The 17,431-nt window shown below is 70.6% G+C and carries 16 protein-coding genes; all 16 read left to right on the top strand.

From position 1 onward, the window contains the following. Window positions 1-65: 65 nt before the first annotated feature. The 16 genes from ABD743_RS05935 (at window position 66) to ABD743_RS05860 (ending at window position 17,409) form a co-directional block, all read left to right on the top strand. Window positions 66-1,010, top strand: a complete 945-nt coding sequence (locus ABD743_RS05935; protein ID WP_344719620.1) for an ABC transporter permease — start codon at window positions 66-68, stop codon at window positions 1,008-1,010. Then, on the top strand, window positions 1,007-1,972 hold the full coding sequence (locus ABD743_RS05930) for an ABC transporter permease (protein ID WP_344719618.1): 966 nt from the start codon (window positions 1,007-1,009) through the stop codon (window positions 1,970-1,972). Before ABD743_RS05935 ends, ABD743_RS05930 begins: the two co-directional genes overlap by 4 nt. After that, complete coding sequence (locus ABD743_RS05925) at window positions 1,969-3,012, top strand: ABC transporter ATP-binding protein (RefSeq protein ID WP_344719616.1); 1,044 nt, start codon at window positions 1,969-1,971, stop codon at window positions 3,010-3,012. Before ABD743_RS05930 ends, ABD743_RS05925 begins: the two co-directional genes overlap by 4 nt. Then, the gene (locus ABD743_RS05920; protein ID WP_344719614.1) at window positions 3,009-4,058 is read left to right on the top strand and encodes an ABC transporter ATP-binding protein; all 1,050 of its coding nucleotides are present in this window, start codon (window positions 3,009-3,011) and stop codon (window positions 4,056-4,058) included. The genes ABD743_RS05925 and ABD743_RS05920 overlap by 4 nt, the downstream gene beginning before the upstream one ends. Then, complete coding sequence (locus ABD743_RS05915) at window positions 4,055-5,098, top strand: zinc-dependent alcohol dehydrogenase (RefSeq protein ID WP_344719612.1); 1,044 nt, start codon at window positions 4,055-4,057, stop codon at window positions 5,096-5,098. The genes ABD743_RS05920 and ABD743_RS05915 overlap by 4 nt, the downstream gene beginning before the upstream one ends. A gap of 42 nt (window positions 5,099-5,140) precedes the next feature. Further along, window positions 5,141-5,938 (top strand): SDR family NAD(P)-dependent oxidoreductase, encoded by a 798-nt coding sequence (locus tag ABD743_RS05910; RefSeq protein ID WP_344719610.1) that lies wholly within the window; start codon window positions 5,141-5,143, stop codon window positions 5,936-5,938. A gap of 185 nt (window positions 5,939-6,123) precedes the next feature. Continuing rightward, window positions 6,124-7,476, top strand: a complete 1,353-nt coding sequence (locus ABD743_RS05905) for an MFS transporter (RefSeq protein ID WP_344719608.1) — start codon at window positions 6,124-6,126, stop codon at window positions 7,474-7,476. 60 nt (window positions 7,477-7,536) lie between these two features. Further along, window positions 7,537-9,108, top strand: a complete 1,572-nt coding sequence (locus ABD743_RS05900) for an ABC transporter substrate-binding protein (RefSeq protein WP_344719606.1) — start codon at window positions 7,537-7,539, stop codon at window positions 9,106-9,108. Window positions 9,109-9,250: 142 nt separating this feature from the next. After that, the gene (locus ABD743_RS05895) at window positions 9,251-10,042 is read left to right on the top strand and encodes an SDR family NAD(P)-dependent oxidoreductase (protein ID WP_344719604.1); all 792 of its coding nucleotides are present in this window, start codon (window positions 9,251-9,253) and stop codon (window positions 10,040-10,042) included. A gap of 9 nt (window positions 10,043-10,051) precedes the next feature. Further along, the gene (locus tag ABD743_RS05890; protein WP_344719602.1) at window positions 10,052-11,299 is read left to right on the top strand and encodes an LLM class flavin-dependent oxidoreductase; all 1,248 of its coding nucleotides are present in this window, start codon (window positions 10,052-10,054) and stop codon (window positions 11,297-11,299) included. A gap of 10 nt (window positions 11,300-11,309) precedes the next feature. Beyond that, window positions 11,310-12,083 carry an alpha/beta fold hydrolase gene (locus ABD743_RS05885; protein ID WP_344719600.1) on the top strand — a complete coding sequence of 258 codons (774 nt, stop codon included), beginning with the start codon at window positions 11,310-11,312 and terminating at the stop codon, window positions 12,081-12,083. Beyond that, on the top strand, window positions 12,083-12,844 hold the full coding sequence (locus ABD743_RS05880) for an SDR family NAD(P)-dependent oxidoreductase (protein ID WP_344719598.1): 762 nt from the start codon (window positions 12,083-12,085) through the stop codon (window positions 12,842-12,844). The genes ABD743_RS05885 and ABD743_RS05880 overlap by 1 nt, the downstream gene beginning before the upstream one ends. Before the next feature lie 11 nt (window positions 12,845-12,855). Then, the gene (locus ABD743_RS05875) at window positions 12,856-13,158 is read left to right on the top strand and encodes an EthD family reductase (RefSeq protein ID WP_344719597.1); all 303 of its coding nucleotides are present in this window, start codon (window positions 12,856-12,858) and stop codon (window positions 13,156-13,158) included. A 30-nt stretch (window positions 13,159-13,188) separates the two neighbouring features. Next, entirely contained in the window at window positions 13,189-14,436 is a 1,248-nt protein-coding gene (locus tag ABD743_RS05870; protein WP_344719596.1) for an LLM class flavin-dependent oxidoreductase, read from the top strand. A 170-nt stretch (window positions 14,437-14,606) separates the two neighbouring features. Then, window positions 14,607-16,553, top strand: coding sequence for a helix-turn-helix domain-containing protein (locus ABD743_RS05865; protein ID WP_344719736.1), 1,947 nt, complete (start codon window positions 14,607-14,609; stop codon window positions 16,551-16,553). A 91-nt stretch (window positions 16,554-16,644) separates the two neighbouring features. Further along, window positions 16,645-17,409 carry an SDR family NAD(P)-dependent oxidoreductase gene (locus ABD743_RS05860; protein ID WP_344719594.1) on the top strand — a complete coding sequence of 255 codons (765 nt, stop codon included), beginning with the start codon at window positions 16,645-16,647 and terminating at the stop codon, window positions 17,407-17,409. Window positions 17,410-17,431 lie beyond the last annotated feature (22 nt).

Genomic DNA, 17,431 nt, shown 5'->3' with positions numbered 1-17,431 from the left:
AACTGCCGGATGCGCAGTGTTCCCACCGAAAGAACGCACGACGACTTCATCGAGGAGGTACGCCCGTGCTCAAGTTCTTCCTCCTGCGCGTACTGACGACACTGCCGGTACTGGTCCTCGTCACATTCGTCGTCTTCGGGCTCGTCCTGCTGATCCCGGGCGACCCCGCAGTCACGATCGCCGGCCCCGACGCCACTGTCGCGCAGGTCGCCGCCGTGCGGACACGGCTCGGCCTCGACCGCCCGATGGTGGTGCAGTACTGGGACTGGGTCACCGGCGCGATGTCCGGCGACCTCGGCACATCGCTGTTCACCAGCCGTCCGGTCGCGACGTCGATCGGCGACGGGCTGCCGGTCACGATCTCGCTGGCGGCGACCGCGCTGCTGATCTCCCTCATCATCGCGGTGCCGACCGCGATCCTCTCTGCCCTGCGCCGTGGCACCTGGCTCGACCGCGTCGCAACCGTCGGCTCGTCGCTGGGCATCGCCCTGCCGTCGTTCTGGCTCGGACTGATGTTCGTGCTGGTCTTCAGCCTCACGCTCGGCTGGCTGCCGGCCACCGGGTACGTACCGATCTCCGAGGACCCCGCCGCGTGGCTGTCGCACATCCTGCTGCCCGCGCTGACCCTCGGGATCGCGGCCGCCGCCGAGAGCGCACGCCAGCTGCGGGGCTCGATCATCGGCGTGCTGCAGCAGGACTACGTGCGCACCGCCCGCGCGAAGGGCCTGCGCGCCCGGATGGTGATCGGCAAGCACGTCATGAAGAACGCCGGCGTCCCCCTCGTCACCGTGCTCGGCCTGCAGATCACCGCGATGCTCGGCGGCGCCGTGCTCGTCGAGCAGATCTTCGGGGTGCCCGGCCTCGGTCAGGTGGCGATCAACGCGGTCACGACGAGGGACATCCCGGTGATCCAGGGGATCGTGCTGGTCGCCGTGCTGGTCGCCATGGTCTCCAACCTCCTCGTCGACCTGACGTACGGCTACCTGAACCCGAAGGTGCGGCCCCGATGACCCAGCGCGAGCCATCCCCCGCAGTCCCCTCCGTCCCTGACATCGCCGTCGCCCCCGCGGCACCGGCCGCGTCCGCGATGCCGGCGGGGACGCCGTCTGCCACTGTGCACGGAGGCGGCGCCTGGGCCGACTTCCGGCGCCGGGTCGGCAAGAACCGCGGCGCCGTCATCGCGCTGTGCGTCCTGGCATTCCTCGTCCTTGTGGCCCTCATCGGCCCGTACATCACCCCGGCCGACCCGAACGCGCAGAACCTGCGCGCGGTGCTGCTCGACCCGTTCTCACCCGGCCATCTCCTGGGCACCGACCAGCTCGGGCGTGACATCCTCAGCAGGCTCATCGTCGGCACGAGGGTGTCGCTGCTGGCGATCGGACTGGCGCTCGTCGTCGCGATGGTGGTGGGCGTTCCGCTCGGCTTCCTCGCCGGCTACCTGGGCGGCCGGTTCGACGGTCTCGTGATGCGGCTGAACGACGCGGCGATGAGCTTCCCCCCGCTGCTCCTCGCGATCGCGCTGGTCGCGGTGCTCGGCCCCAGCCTGCGCAACGCGATGTTCGCGGTCGGGATCCTCATGGCGCCGCGGTTCCTGCGCCTCGTGCGCGGTGTGGTGATCGGTCTCAAGGAGGAGACGTTCGTCGAGGCCTCCCGCAGCATCGGCACGCCCACCCACATGATCATCCTGCGCCACATCCTGCCCAACACGCTCTCTCCGCTCACGGTCGCGATCGCCGTGACGGCGGGCTACGCGATGCTCTCCGAGGCGGGCCTGTCCTTCCTCGGCCTCGGCGTCCAGCCGCCCGACGCCAGCTGGGGCTCGATGATCCGAGAAGGCTTCCTCTACTTCGGACGCTCGCCGTGGCTCGGGATCTTCCCCGGCGTGCTCATCGCGCTGACCGTCTTCACCTTCGTCACCCTCGGCGACGGCCTGCGCGACGCGCTGGGCCGGGAGGAGCGCACCGAGTCATGACCGGCGCTGCAGAACACGTACCCGTGACCCAGACCCTGCCGCGGGCGCAGGAGAACACCCTGGAAGTCGAGGACCTGGTCGTCGAGGTGCTCACCGAGCACGGCTGGGCCACGGTCGTCGACGGCGTGACGTTCGGCGTGGCCCGCGGGGAGACGCTCGGCATCGTCGGCGAGTCGGGCTCGGGCAAGAGCGTGACGTGCCTGGCCGTCGCCGGCCTGATGCCGCCGCGGCAGACCAGGGTGCGCGCCACGACGCTGCGTGTGCTCGACCACGACCTGACCGCGCTCACCTCGCGCGAGATGGACGACGTCCGGGGCCCGAACATCGCGATGATCTTCCAGGAACCGATGACGAGCCTCAACCCGGCGTTCACCGTCGGCGACCAGATCGCCGAGGTCCTGCGCCGGCACGAAGGGCTGTCGCGCAAAGAGTCGAAGGCCCGCGCGATCGCGCTGCTCGAACGCGTCGGGGTGCCCAATCCGGCGCGCCGGTTCGGGCAGTACCCCTTCGAGTTCTCCGGCGGCATGCGGCAGCGCGTCATGATCGCCATCGCGCTGGCGTGCAGCCCGGACGTGATCATCGCCGACGAACCGACCACCGCGCTCGACGTCACCGTGCAGGCGCAGATCCTCGAGCTGCTGAAGGAGCTGCAGCGCGAGCACGGGATGTCGGTCATCTTCATCACCCACGACCTGGGCGTCGTCGCCGACGTCTGCGACCGGGTGCTCGTGATGTACGCGGGGCAGATCGTCGAGTCCGCGCCGCTCGACGACCTCTTCGAGCATCCCGCGCATCCCTACGCGGAGGGGCTGCTCGCCGCGATGCCGCGGATGGACGACCCGTTCGCGGCGCTGTCCAGCATCCCGGGCCAGCCTCCGCGCGTCGGCGCCATGCCGGAGGGCTGTCGCTTCCACCCGCGCTGCGCCTACGCACAGGACCGCTGCCGGACGGGCGCTCCGCCGCCACTCGAGCTACCCGTCCCGACGCACGCCACCCGGTGCCTGCGGCACCCCGAGCTCACCCTGCGAGGCACGACGTGAGTGCGGATCCGGCTCCCCTCCTCGACGTCCAGGACCTCCAGGTCACGTTCTCACCGCGCAAGAAGCTGTTCCGCGAGCGGGTGTCGGTGCGCGCGGTCGACGGGGTGAGCTTCCAGCTGCACGACGGCGAGACGCTCGGCCTGGTCGGTGAGTCCGGCTGCGGGAAGTCGACCACGGCGCGCGGACTGCTGCGCCTGGTCGAGCCGTCGGCAGGCTCGGTGCGGCTGGCGGGCCGCGAGCTCATCGGGCTGCCGGCGAAAGAGCTGCGGACCGCGCGTCGCGACATCCAGATGGTGTTCCAGGACCCCTACTCCTCCCTCGACCCTTCCATGCTCGTGCGGGAGTCGATCGGCGAACCGATCGACGTGCACCTGCGGCTGGGCCGGGCCGAGCGGATCGAGCGGGTGGCCGAACTGCTGCGCCGCGTCGGGCTCTCGCCGGACTACATGCTGCGCTACCCGCACGAGTTCTCCGGTGGCCAGCGCCAGCGGCTCACCATCGCCCGCGCCATCGCGGCCGATCCGCGGATCCTCGTGCTGGACGAGGCGGTCAGCGCGCTGGACGTGTCCACGCAGAACCAGGTGATCGGGCTGCTCGAGGAGCTGTCCGCCGAGATCGGGCTGACCTACCTGTTCATCGCGCACGACCTGTCGGTGGTGCGCCACATCTCCGACCGCGTCGCCGTGATGTACCTCGGCCGGATCGTCGAGCACGGCGACGCGGCCCGGGTGTTCGACGCGCCCGCTCACCCCTACACGCAGGCGCTGCTGTCCGCGGTGCCGGTGCCGTCGCCCAAGGTCCAGCGCGCCCGCGAACGCATCGTGCTGGCCGGCGACCCACCCGACCCGTCGAACGTCCCACCGGGCTGCCGGTTCCACACCCGCTGCCCCTACGTCATGGAGGTCTGTCGAACCGTGGACCCAATGCTGTCCCCCGCCCTCGGCTCCGGCGAGGTCGCCTGCCACCTGCACACCGAGGGCCCCCGGCTGGGCGGCGCGTCGGTGCGCACGATGCGGTCGGCCCGTCAGGCGCAGGTGCCGGCATGAGGACCGCACGGTGGCAGGGCATCCGCTCGATCGGCCTGATCGAGGAGCAGGCCCCGGTACCAGGCCCACTCGACGTCGTGCTCGACGTCGGCGCGTGCGGCATCTGCGGCTCCGACGTGCACGCCTTCGCCGAGGGCGCCTGGATCGTCGAGGGCTCCGCGATGGGACACGAGTTCGCCGGCACCGTCAGCGCCGCCGGTGCCGGCGTCCGTGACCTGGCGGTCGGGCACCGGGTCGCGGTCAACCCGATGGGCCCCTGCGGCACGTGCGCGCAGTGCGCCGCAGGCCGCACCAACCTCTGCGCCGACCCGCACCGCAGCGCCCGCGGCGGGCTCGGCGACCAGGTGCTCGTCCCGCACGCCGAGATGGACGGCCGGTTGTTCCGCATGCCGGAGGCGATGTCCTTCGAGGAAGGAGCGTTCCTCGAACCGCTCTCGGTGGCGGTGCGCGCGGTCCGGTCGGCCGCCCCGGACCTCGACGCACCGATCGTCGTGGCCGGACTCGGCTCGATCGGCCAGTGCGTGCTGCGCGTGCTACAGGCAGCGGGCGCCCGGGACGTGCTCGGGATCGACGTCTCGCCCGCCCGGCTGGAGGTTGCCGCCGCCACCGGCGCGGCCGTGTTCGACTCCCGCTCCGCGGACGCGCACGAGCACATTCTCGACCGCTGGGGCACGTCGAACTCCCCGTACCAGCCGGGCAGCGGCAACGTTCAGACGTTCTTCGAGTGCTCCGGGGCCCTGCCCGTGCTCGCGCTCGCCACGGCCGTCACGCGCGCCGGCGGCACGGTCGCGGTGGCGGGGCTGACCAGCACCACACCGCCGGTCGACGTCAACACCGTCGTGCAGAAGGAACTGCGGCTGCTCGGCAGCTTCGCCTACACGCCGGTCGACTCCACCGAGGCGTTCCGGCTCCTCTCCGAGGGCCACGTCCAGGTCGCACCACTGGTGTCGCACCGCGTGCCGCTCTCCCGGGTCGCCGAGGCGTTCGCCACCCAGCACGCCGTGGACGGCTCGGTGAAGGTCGTCGTCGTCCCGGACTGAGCCGCCCCCACGTTCATCCACACATTCCGAAGGGAGACACCCATGGGCAACGCGCTCGAGGGCAAGGTCGCCGTCATCACCGGCGGGGCCAGCGGCATCGGCCAGGCCACCGCCGTCCGCTTCGCCGAGGAGGGCGCCGACATCGTCGTCGGCGACCTGGCACCGGCCGACGAGACGCTCCGCATGGTGGAGAAGGCGGGCAGGCGCGGTATCCAGCTCCGGACCGACACCACGAGCTCGGACGACTGCGACGCGCTCGTCGCCGCGGCGGTCTCCGAGTTCGGCAAGGTCGACGTCGGCGTCGCATCCGCCGGGATCGCCACCGCCGCCGGCCCGAGCAACGTGCAGACCCGCGCGGCGGGCGAGCGGGCGACGCACGTCGTGAACATCGCGACGGAGACCTTCCAGCGCGTGCTCGACGTCAACGTCGTCGGGGTGATGCAGACCGACCGGGCGCTCGCCCGGCAGATGCTCGAGCAGGGCACCGGAGGCTCGATCATCAACATCGCCTCCAGCGCCGCGCGGATCCCGCTCGCGGGCGCGGCGCCGTACTGCGTGTCCAAGGCGGGCGTCTGGATGCTCACCAAGGTCATGGGCCTCGAACTGGCCGAGACCGGGGTGCGCGTCAACGCCGTCGGACCCGGCTACACCGCCACACCGATGATCGCCGGGATCGAGGACAACCGCCCCGCCTACGAGATGGCCATGAGCATCACACCGATGAACCGGCTCGGCAGGCCCGAGGAGATCGCGGCCACGTGCTTGTTCCTCGCCTCGGACGAGTCGTCGTTCATGACCGGGCAGCTGCTGCACCCGGCCGGCGGCCAGTTCACCGGCTGAGAGTGGGGGTCACCGCCGGCTGACCGGGTTCCGCCCGCACGTTGCTGATCGCCCGGGCACGCCGGGCGATTCGAAGACCTGATGCCGCGCCCTGCCGGCGGGTGCCCCACGAGCACCCGCCCCGCTCGAGCGCCTGACACTCGGCCGCGATCCGCGGCCGATCCCGCTCCGACCGGAGGACGGCCATGGGAATCACTGCTCCCGCTCCAGCACTACGCCTGCTCTCGGGCAGACGCGGGCTGATGCTCGCCACCATTCTCTTCGTCAACTTCGTCGTGTGGCTCGACAGCGCGAAGTTCAGCCTGCTGAACCCGTTCTGGTCGGCCGACCTGCACCTCACCCCCGTGCAGATCTCCAGCGTCACGGCGAGCTACCTGCTCGGCTACTTCCCCCTCCTGCTGCTGGCAGGCGTCCTGGCCGACCGCATCGGTGCCAAGCAGATGCTCATCATCTGCGTCGTCGGCGTCACCGTGCTCTCGGCGACGATGGCGTTCGTCCACACCTACGGCGAGATGTGGTGGCGCAACTTCGTCTTCGGCATCTTCTTCGGCTTCCTGTGGGCGCCCTCGCAGCGCCTGCTGTCGGTGTGGTTCCCGGGCGCGCTCGGGGCCAGGGCGACGTCGACGTGGATGAGCTCCACCCTGATCGCGGGGGTGATCGCGCCGGCGATCGCCCTCCCGCTGGCCAACCACCTCTCCTGGCGGGACGCGTTCCTCATCGTCGCCGCCCTCGGTGTGCCCGCGCTGATCCTGCTGTTCGTCTTCACGGCCAACAAGCCGGAGAAGATGCGCGGCATCAGCGCGGACGAGGTGCTGCAGATCCGGGCCGAGCACCACGGAGCGGAGGTCCGCGAGAAGCTGACGTTCCGCGAGCTGGCGGCGGCGCTGAAGAACCGCAGCGTTCTGACGATGGTCATCGCAACCGGGCTGGCCACCACGCCGACGTGGCTGTCCGGTCCGTGGCTGCCCTACGGGTTGATCACCCTCGAGGGCGTCAACCCCGACACCATCGCGTGGGTCAGCCCGTTCATCGCCCTCATCCCGGTGCTGTTCGGACTGATCAACGGCACCCTCGTGGCCCGCTTCTTCGGCGGCCGGACCCGCCCGTGGCTCGCTCTCGGACCGGCCTGCGGCGCGATCGGGTTCATCCTCGGCGTCGTACTGCACGACTCGAGCTGGGTGGTCTGGGGCCTGTTCATCGGAGCGTTCGCGTTCCTGTGCGACCCGATGTTCTGGGGCACGGTGAACAGCTACTGGGCGGGCATCGCCCGTCCCGAGGTCACGGGCACCCTCAACGGCGCCGCGGCGGCGTTGCAGGTCGCGGTGGGCTGGTTCATCACCGACCTCAGTGGCAACTGGGTGAACACCTCGGCCACCGGCAGGGCCCAGCTCGACACCATCTGGATCGTCGGCGCCGTCCTGTTCGCCGTCGCGATCGTCCCCGTGCTGCTGTCGCGGGAGGTCCGCGTCCACCAGGCGGTGGCGGCAGCGCCGAGCAGCGGCCCGTCACCCGTGCGGACGCCGGAAGTCGCCCCGTGAACCCGGCCGGTCACGACGCCCACCCGGCCTGCGGCCCACCCACCCACTAGGAGGTTCGACGTGCGCGGTACACCACCGACGTTGCACACCGCACGCGCCCGCTGGCTCATCAGCCTGCTCGCGGTGGTCGCCCTGGCCCTCGCGGGCTGCGGCGGCGGCTCCGGCCAGAGAGCCGCCGGCAGCGGCGAGATCGACCCGAACGGCACGTTCCGCTACGTGTTCGTGCAGAACCCCTCGACGTTCGATCCGCACAAGTCCGCGAACCCGTGGGACATGATCTTCTTCCGGCTCGTCTACGACCAGCTGATCATGGAGCAGGAGAACGGGGACCTAGGCCCCCAGCTCGCCACGTCGTGGGAGTTCGTCGACAACGAGACGGCGCTCGTGCTGCACCTGCGCGACGACGTCACCTTCATCGACGGCACGAAGTTCGACGCCGCGGCCGTCAAGGCCAACATCGAGCGGGCCATGACCCTCGACGGCAGCACCCAGAAAGGCGCGCTGGCCCGGGTGGCGGGCGTCGACGTCGTCGACCAGTTCACCGCGCGCGTCAACCTCAACGGTCCGGGCGGGAACCTCCCGGCCCTGTTCAGCGGCACCACGGGCACGATGATCAGCCCGGCGGCCTTCAGCAATCCCGACCTCGACCAGAACCCCGTCGGCTCGGGCATGGCGAAGCTCGTGGAGTACGTCCCCGGGCAGATCACGCGCTACGACCGCAACCCCGAGTACTGGGACCCCGAGGCGGCGAAGGCCGCGCACTACGAGATCTACGTGCAGACGTCCGCGACGACACGGATGAACATGCTGCAGACCGGGCAGGCCGAGCTCACCTATCTCGACCCGTCGCAGGCCGAGCAGGCCGCCGCAGCCGGGCTCAACACCGCTCCGTCGAAGAGCCTCTCGATCATGTCCATGTACATGAACACCGGGAAGCCGCCCTTCGACGACCTCCGCGTCCGTCAGGCCATGCAGCACGCCATCGACCGCCGCGCGATCGTCGACGGCGTCTTCTTCGGGATCGGCGAACCCGTGGCGCAGTACATGCCGCCGGACTACTGGGCCTACGACCCTGCCGTGACGCCCGACGGCCCGGACAACAACTACGACCCCGCCGCGGCGCGGCGGCTGCTGGCCGAAGCCGGTTATCCGAACGGCGTCGACTTCGAGATGCTGGTGCCCAGCCTCGACGACCACCGCGCCGTGGCCGAGGCACTGGTCCCGATGCTGGCCGAGGTCGGCCTGCGCGCCTCCACACGGGTCGTCGAGTCGCCCACCACCGCGAACACCTTCTACGGCCGCCAGGAGGGCAACGCCTTCCCCGGCATGGGCGCGCCGTTCCAGGACCCGACGACCGTCTACCAGGCGAGCCTGCCCGGCCAGTACGCGAACCCGTGGAACACCTCCACCCCGGAGTTCCAGCAGGCATGGATGGACGCACTGTCCGGATCGGACAGACAGGCCCGGTTGCCTGCGATGCATCGGATGATCGAAGAGGAGAAGAAGATCCTCAAGAGCTTCCCGCTGCACGCCCACTTCCCACCCAGCGCGTGGACCGACACGGCCGTCTTCCCGGAGGGCTACCAGCCCGCCTACGCGCCCACGTTCCGCGGCGTCGGGGTCACCGGGTAGCCGCCGTGACGCATGGAGCCCTGCACACAGCATGACGGGCAGGGGTGGACGACGTTCCGTTGTCCACCCCGCCCCCGCTCACCAGACTCGGGAGCAGCGCACGCTCCGCCGCACCCACCTCTTCCAGCAGAAAGGACGAGACATGCGTCTCGACGGCAAGGTCGCCGTGATCACCGGGGGCGGCTCCGGAATCGGCGCGGCCACCGCACGCGCCTTCACCCGCGAGGGCGCCCGCGTCGTGATCGCCGACATCAACGAGGAGGCCGGCAAGGCGGTCGCGGACGAGATCCGCGAGACCGGCGGAGTGATCGACTTCGTGCACGCCGACGCATCCGACCCCGCCGAGATCGAGCGGGTCATCACCTTCGCCACCGACACCCACGGCACGCTGGACGTGCTGCACAACAACCACGTCGCCTTCGAGTCCGGCCGGATCGGCGACCTGACCCTCGACGGCTTCCGCCGCTCGCTCGACGTCGGGCTCACCGCGTACTGGTACGCGATCAAGTGCGCGCTCGTGCCGATGCTCGCCCAGGGCCGCGGCGCGATCGTCAACACGGCGTCGGTCTCGGGCCTGGCAGGCGACTACGGGCTCGGCGCCTACAACGTGCTCAAGGCCGGAGTGGTGAACCTGTCCCGCGTCACCGGGATCGAGTACGCCCGCAAGGGCATCCGCTGCAACGCCGTGTGCCCCGGCCCGATCGGCACCCCGCCGATCGACCGCCTGCACGACGCCGCCCCGCAGATCTGGGAGGACATCCGCGACGCCATCCCGATGGGCCGCTACGGGCGGGCCGAGGAGATCGCGAACGTGGTGCTGTTCCTGGCCTCCGACGAGGCCGCGTTCGTCACCGGGACGCACGTGGTCGCCGACGGCGGGCTGTGGGCGCACTCCGGGATGCCGCCCATCGGCGGGCTCGGCCCGGACTTCTGAGGGGGCGGGGTGAAATACCACTGGTTCGCCGAGGCGACCTACGACGGTCTCCCGGAGACATACCCGCAGAAGCATCCGAGCGGGAGCGTCGACGTCCCCGCATCGCTCGTCGACTCCCTGCACGTCGGCGCCCACTACCGGATGTTCATCCGGCTCATGCAGCAGGCCGACCGTCTCGGCTGGGACGGCCTGGCGGTCAACGAGCACCACCAGACGACGTTCGCGATGACACCGTCGCCGAACCTGCTCGCCGCGAGCCTGGCCTCCAGCACGGAGAACGCCGCGCTGCTGGTCATCGGCAACTCGCTCGCGCTCTACAACCCGCCGATCCGGGTGGCGGAGGAGATGGCCTACCTCGACTGCCTGTCCGAGGGCCGGCTCATCGCGGGGTTCGTCTTCGGCACCCCGATGGACACCGCGTTCGCCTACGGCGTGCCGCCCGCGGAGCTGCGGGCGCGCTTCCACGAGGCGCGGGAGCTGATCACCCGGGCGTGGACCGAGCCCGAGCCCTTCGCGTTCAACGGCACGTACACGAAGCTGCGCTACGTCAACGTGCTCCCGCGACCGGTGCAGACGCCACCGCCGATCTGGGTGCCCGGCACCGGCAGCGTCGAGACCTGGGACCTCGTGCTCGACGAGGACTACTGCTACGGCTACCTGTCCTTCTTCGGGCTGGCCAACGCCCGTCCGATCGTCCGGGGGTTCTGGGACCGCGTCGAGCAGCGCGGGCTGGACGTCAACCCCAACCGAATGGCGTTCACCCAGATCATCTGCGTGGCCGACACCGAGGCGGAGGCGGAGCGGCGCTACGGCGACGCCGTGCGCTACTTCTTCACCCGCCAGCGCGCACCGCTGCACTTCGCCGCCCCGCCCGGCTACACCTCGATCGCCTCCCAGCGCGAGATGCTCGAGCGGGCCCGGGGCGTGAGCACCGAGGACCGGCTGCGCGCCACCCGCGGCGAGCTGTCCTTCTGGGAGTACGACGACCTCGGCTTCATCATCGCCGGCACGCCGGAGCGCGTGCGGCAGCGCCTGCGTGAGCTGGCCGTCGAGCTGCGGGTCGGACAGCTGATCACCTGCATGCACATGGGTGACCTCCCGGAGGAGACCGCGGCGATGAACAACGAGCTCTTCGGCCTGCAGGTGGCACCGCACCTGCGCGATCTGTGGGCCGATCACGAGGACCCCTGGACCCCGTCCGTGAGCAAGGCACGCGTCGCCGCCAATGCCGCGGCCGTCCCCGTTACGACCCGCTAGGAGGAGGCACGTGACCACCCTGGAGATCCCTCACGTCGGCCGGTTCGACGTCGAGCTGTGGGAGTCGGGCACCGGTGATCCGCTGCTCTACCTGCACGGCTACGAGCGACACCCCGGCGGCGCCGGATTCCTCGAACGCCTGGCACAGAGCCGTCGCGTCCTCGCCCCGGAGCAGCCCGGCTACGGCCGGTCCACCGGGTTCGAGTCGTTCACCGACGTGCTCGACGTGACGCTGTACCACCGCGAGCTCGTCGAGTCGTGGGGCATCGAACGCATCGACGTCGTGGGCCACTCCCTCGGCGGCATGTTCGCCGCGGAGCTCGCCGCCGTCGCCCCGCAGATGGTGCGCAAGCTCGTCCTGGTCAACGCCTACGGCTTGTGGCTGGACGACCAGCCCACGCTCGACCCGTTCGGCCCGGCCGACGAGGTGAAGAAGGCGAAGTGGCACGGCGAGCCGCCGAAGTCCGAGCCGACGAACTTCGTGCCCGACCCCGACAACCCGCACGCGGCGATCCTGTTCGCCGCCCAGAACCTCGGCTCGGCGACCAAGTTCATGTGGCCGATCGCCGACCGCGGGCTGCGCAGGCGGCTGCCGCTCATCGACGCACCGACGCTCGTGGTGCACGGCACGTCCGACGGCCTGCTGCCGCTGTCCTACGCCGAGGAGTTCGTGCGGCTGATCCCCGACGCGAAGCTCGCGCCGATCGAGGCGGCCGGCCACTACCCGATGATCGAGCAGGAGGACGCGTTCGTGTCCGCCGTGACGACGTTCCTGGAGGCGTGATGGGCAGGGTCGAGGGCAAGATCGCACTGGTCACCGGCGGCGCGGCCGGTATCGGGCGCCAGACGGCCATCACGCTCGCCCGTGAGGGCGCGCAGGTCGTGATCGCCGACATCAACCTCGACGGGGCCAAGAAGGTCGCCGAGGGTATCGGCGGTGGTGCCACGGCGATCCACTTCGACGCCACCGACCAGCAGTCCATACAGGACCTGGTCGCCGCGGTGATCGCCCAGCACAGCCGGGTCGATGTGATCCACAACAACGCCGCGCTCGTGGGTCCGGACGCGTGGTTCACCGACGGATCGGTGATCGACACCTCGATCGAGATGTGGGATCGGGCCTTCGCCACCAACGTCCGCAGCATCTTCCTGATGTGCAAGTACGCGCTGCCGCACATGGTGGAGCACGGCGGCGGGTCCATCGTGAACATGGCCTCGGTCGCGGGACTGCGCGGCAGTTCGGCGCTCACCGCCTACGGCAGCACCAAGGCCGCGGTGATCGGGCTGACCCGCTTCATCGCCGCCCAGCACGGGAAGCAGGGCGTGCGGTGCAACGCCATCGCACCGGGGGTGATCCGGACGCAGCAGCTGCTCGACGCCGTGCCGGACCTCCCGCAGCAGGCACTCGCAGGGGTCGCGTCGCCGCGGGTCGGCGAGCCGAGCGACATCGCCAACATGGTGCTGTTCCTCGCCTCGGACGAGTCGGCGTTCGTCAACGGCGAGGTCTACCGCGTCGACGGCGGCGCCATGACGGCCGGACGCTGACGGAGGAGATCATGATCAAGCTGACCGTGCTCTACGACACTCCTGCCGACGTCGAGGCGTTCGACGCCCACTACATGGGCACGCACATCCCCCTCGCCAAGGCGGTGCCAGGCATCGACCGCGTCGAGGTCACCCGGTTCTCCCCCGGTGCGGACGGCTCCAAGCCCCGCTACCACCTGATGGCCGAGCTCTACTTCGCCGACGCCGCAGCCATGCAGGCCGCCCTCGGCACGCCCGAGGGCAAGGAGCTCGGCGCCGACGTCGTCAACCTCGGCGGCACCCCGGCCACCCACCTCGTCGGCACTGTCGCCTGAGCGGCACGACCCCCCGCGGAGAGGAATCCCGTGAAGTTCCACTGGTTCGCCCAGCAGTACTACACCAGGCTGCCCTCGGACTACGGCGACACCGTCCACAGCTCCTGGGTCACACCGCCGGCGGCTGTGGCCGACCCGGTCCAGGTCGGCGAGGACTACCACATGTACATCCGGCTGATGCAGCAGGCGGACGGCCTGGGCTGGGACTCGCTGCTGCTCAACGAGCACCACCAGACCTCACTGGCGATGACGCCGTCGCCGAACCTGATCGCCTCCGTACTGGCGGCCACCACCGAGAATGCCGCGATCGCGTTGTGCGGCAACTCGCTGGCTCTCTACAACCCGCCGATCCGCGTGGCCGAGGAGATCGCGATGCTCGACTGCCTGTCGGGTGGGCGGGTCATCGCCGGAATCGTGTTCGGTACCCCCATGGACACGGCGTTCTCCTACGGCGTGCCTCCGATCGAGCTGCGCGACCGGTTCCACGAGGCGCGCGAGCTGATCACGAGGTCGTGGAAGGCCCAGGAGCCGTTCGCGTTCAACGGCAAGTACACGCAGCTGCGCTACGTCAACCCGTGGCCGCGGCCCGTGCAGCAGGAGATCCCGGTCTGGATCCCCGGCAGCGGCAGCCCGGAGACGTGGGACGTCGTCAACGAGCTCGACTACTGCTACGGCTACCTGTCGTTCTCCGGCAAGCAGAGCGCGGCGCCGATCGTCGGCGGGTTCTGGGACTACACCGAGAGCCAGGGCGCCAACATGAACCCGAACCGCATGGCGTTCACGCAGATCATCTGCTGCGCCGACTCGGACGCGGAGGCCGAGCGGCAGTACTCCGACGCGGTGAAGTACTTCTACCGGCAGAACCCGATCGGTCTCGAGTTCGCCACGCCACCCGGCTACAACACGCTGCCTTCCATCCAGGCGAACCTCACCCGGGCGAGGACGCAGTCGGCCGAGGAGCGGATGAAGGCCCAGCGCGGCGAGCTCTCCTTCTGGGAGTACGACGAGCTCGGGTACATCATCGCCGGCACCCCGGAGCGGGTGGAGCAGCGCGTCCGCGCACTCGCAACGGACCTCCGGATCGGCCAGCTCATCACCTGCATGCACGTCGGTGACCTGCCCGAGGAGGTGGCCGCGCAGAACAACCACCTCTTCGGGTCGGCGGTGATCCCGAAGCTGCGCGACGTCTGGGCCGACGAAGAGGACCGCTGGACACCGAAGGTGAGCCAGGAACGCGTCGCGGCGAAGTTCGGCAGCGCAGCCGGGCTTCCCGCGTGACGGCCCGCGGGACGGTGCGGTCCATCGGCACCGTCCCGCGCGGCGGAAAGTGACACTCCCGCAGGCGCGACCACGTCGCCTAGCGTGACTTAAGGGTCGTGATCGTCGATCCCGATCGATGAGTGGTGGCCTGCCGGACAACGGCGTACCGGACGGGAGACGTGAGCTCGATGATCCTGGGCGGAATGGGGATCCCGGCAGCGGACCAGACGATCGCCCGGCTGCTGCACCTGCTGGCCACGGAGGCGCCGGGCGAGGCGTTCGACCAGCTCGCCGAGATCGTGGAGGCGAGCGCCCCGGGCCCTGAGCGCGACGAGATGCTCATCGCGATCGCCCGCTCGGGCCGCATCCGCGACCTGCTCGCACATCGCAAACGGCGGGAGAAGGAGACCCACGCGCTGATCGAGACCGCCCGGGACCTTGCGTCGCTGCGTGACGTGGACCAGGTCCTCGACGCGATCGTGCACCGCGCCCGCCAGCTGCTCGGCACCGACGCCACGTACCTCGCCCTGCTCGACCCCGTCCGCGGGGACGTCTACATGCGCATCACCCTCGGCACCGTCACCCGGGCCATCGAGTCGATCCGGCAGCCGGTCGGGCGTGGCATCGGGGGCCGGATCATCGCGACCGGCGAGCCCTTCGCGACGTCGGACTACGTGAACGACGCACGGCTGAACCGCTACCCGTCCGTCACGGACGCCGTGGTCGAGGACGGGATCGTCAGCATCGCCGGCGTGCCGCTCCGGATCGGCGACGCCGTGATCGGTGCGCTGTTCGTGGCCAACCGGTACGAGCGCTCCTACGACCGCAGCGAGATCGATCTGCTCAGCTCGCTGGCCGACCACGCCTCGATCGTGATCGAGAACGCCCGTCTGTTCGCGCACGCCGAGGTGGCAGCCGGGCGGCTCCGGGAGACCAACGCGGAGCTCTCCCGGCAGGGCGAGGGCCTGGAACGGGCCAGCGTCGCCCACGAACAGCTGATCCCGCTGGCGCTGCGCCGGGCGGATCTCGGCGAGCTCGTCGAAGCCGTCGCAGCGATGCTCGACGGCACCGTCGCCGCGGTGGGGGTGGACGGTTCCGTGCTCGTGACCGGCGGACGCGGAACGCTGCCCGACACCCTGCCTGCCCCCGCCCGCGGAGCGGTGGCCGCGGCACGGGTGACGGGCACGTCCCGTACCTGGACGGTGCCGGTGCAGGCAGGCGAAGAGCGCTTCGGGCACCTCGTGCTCGTCGCGGCCACACAGCTGCTCGACCCGGACGTCCGCACGCTCGAGCGGGCTGCGCAGACCGCATCGCTGCTGATGCTGATGGACCGGCAGGTGTCGAGCGCAGAGCAGCAGGTCCGCGGCGAGCTGATCGACGACCTGCTGGCCGAACGGGAGCCGGACTGGACCGCGTTCGAGCGGCGGGCGCGCCGCGCGGGCGCCGTCGATCTCCGTGCCGCCCACACGGTCCTCGTGCTGTCGGCCACCGGCGTCCCGCGGCGTCACCTGCTGCGCGCGGCCGCGGACCTCGCCTCCCGCCACGGCGGCCTGGCCACCGAGCACGCGGCCCGGGTGGTGCTCCTGCTCCCGCACGTCGACCCCGGCGAGGCGGCGCGGACGGTGCCGGCGACGCTCGGCCGGTCGGCGGGCGGGGTGGTGACCGCAGGCGTCGCCGGTCCGGCGCGGTCCGCGCGAGAGGTCCGCCGGATGCATCGCGAAGCCGAGCGGTGCCTGCGCCTGCTGCTCGCGCTGGGACGGGAGGGCGAGGGGGCCGGGCTGGCGGAGGTGGGCGTGCTGGGGCTGGTGCTGGAATCGACCTCGCAGAAACAGGTGCGGACACTTCTCGCGCAGACCGTCGCACCACTGCAGCGCTACGACGAGGAGCACAACACGCTCCTGTTGGAGACCATGGACGCCTACTTCGCCGCCGGGGGGAACCCGCGCGCGACCGCGAAAGCGATGCAGGTCCATCCCAACACGATCTACCAGCGGTTGGAGCGCATCGATCACGTGCTCGGGCACCGCGGCTGGCGCGAGCCGGAGGGCGCGCTGAGCATGCAGCTCGGCCTGCAGCTGAAGCGCATCCTGGAGCAGATTCCCGTCGAGGAGCTCCTGCCGGCCACCGCAGGCTAGCCCCCGTCACGCTGGATCACCTGGCGGATTGACCACTGCACAGCACGTACTTAGTGTCGGCTAACGATCATTTGCCCCGGGAGGGTCAGAAATGACAGCGATGGTGAACCGGTTCTCGCTTGCGGGGCGCGTCGCGATCGTCACCGGGGCGTCCTCCGGTCTCGGGGTGGCGTTCGCACAGGGCCTCGCCGAGGCAGGCGCCGACCTCGTCCTCGGCGCGCGCCGCGCGGACCGGCTCGACATCACCCGCAAGCTCGTCGAGGCCGCCGGACGGCGCGCGATCACCGTGCCGACGGACGTGTCGAGCCCGGGCGACTGCCAGTCGCTCGTCGACGCGGCGATGACCGAGTTCGGACGGGTCGACGTGCTGGTCAACAACGCCGGCATCGGCACCGCGGTGCCGGCGGTACGGGAGACCCCCGAGGAGTTCGAGCAGGTCCTCGACGTCAACCTCAACGGTTGCTACTGGATGGCCCAGGCATGCGGGCGGGTCATGCGCCCGGGCAGCAGCATCATCAACATCTCGAGCGTCCTCGGGCTCACCACGGCCGGCCTGCCCCAGGCCGCGTACTCGGCCAGCAAGGCCGGTCTGATGGGGCTGACGCGCGATCTCGCCCAGCAGTGGAGCGGGCGCCGGGGGATCCGGGTCAACGCGCTGGCACCCGGCTTCTTCAGCTCCGAGATGACCGAGCAGTATCGGCCCGGCTACCTCGAACAGCAGCTGCAGCGCGTCCCGATGGGGCGTATGGGCGACCCCGCCGAGCTCGCCACCACTGTCGTGTTCCTCGCGAGCGACGCCGCAGGCTACGTCACCGGCCAGACCTTGGCCGTGGACGGCGGCATGACCATCGCCTGACCTCACGGTCCGGCCTGCGCCC

The sequence above is a fragment of the Pseudonocardia yunnanensis genome, assembly GCF_039534065.1.
Taxonomy (GTDB): domain Bacteria; phylum Actinomycetota; class Actinomycetes; order Mycobacteriales; family Pseudonocardiaceae; genus Pseudonocardia; species Pseudonocardia yunnanensis.
Note: the sequence above shows the minus strand (reverse complement) of the source record. Positions and strands in the feature narration are given on the sequence as shown.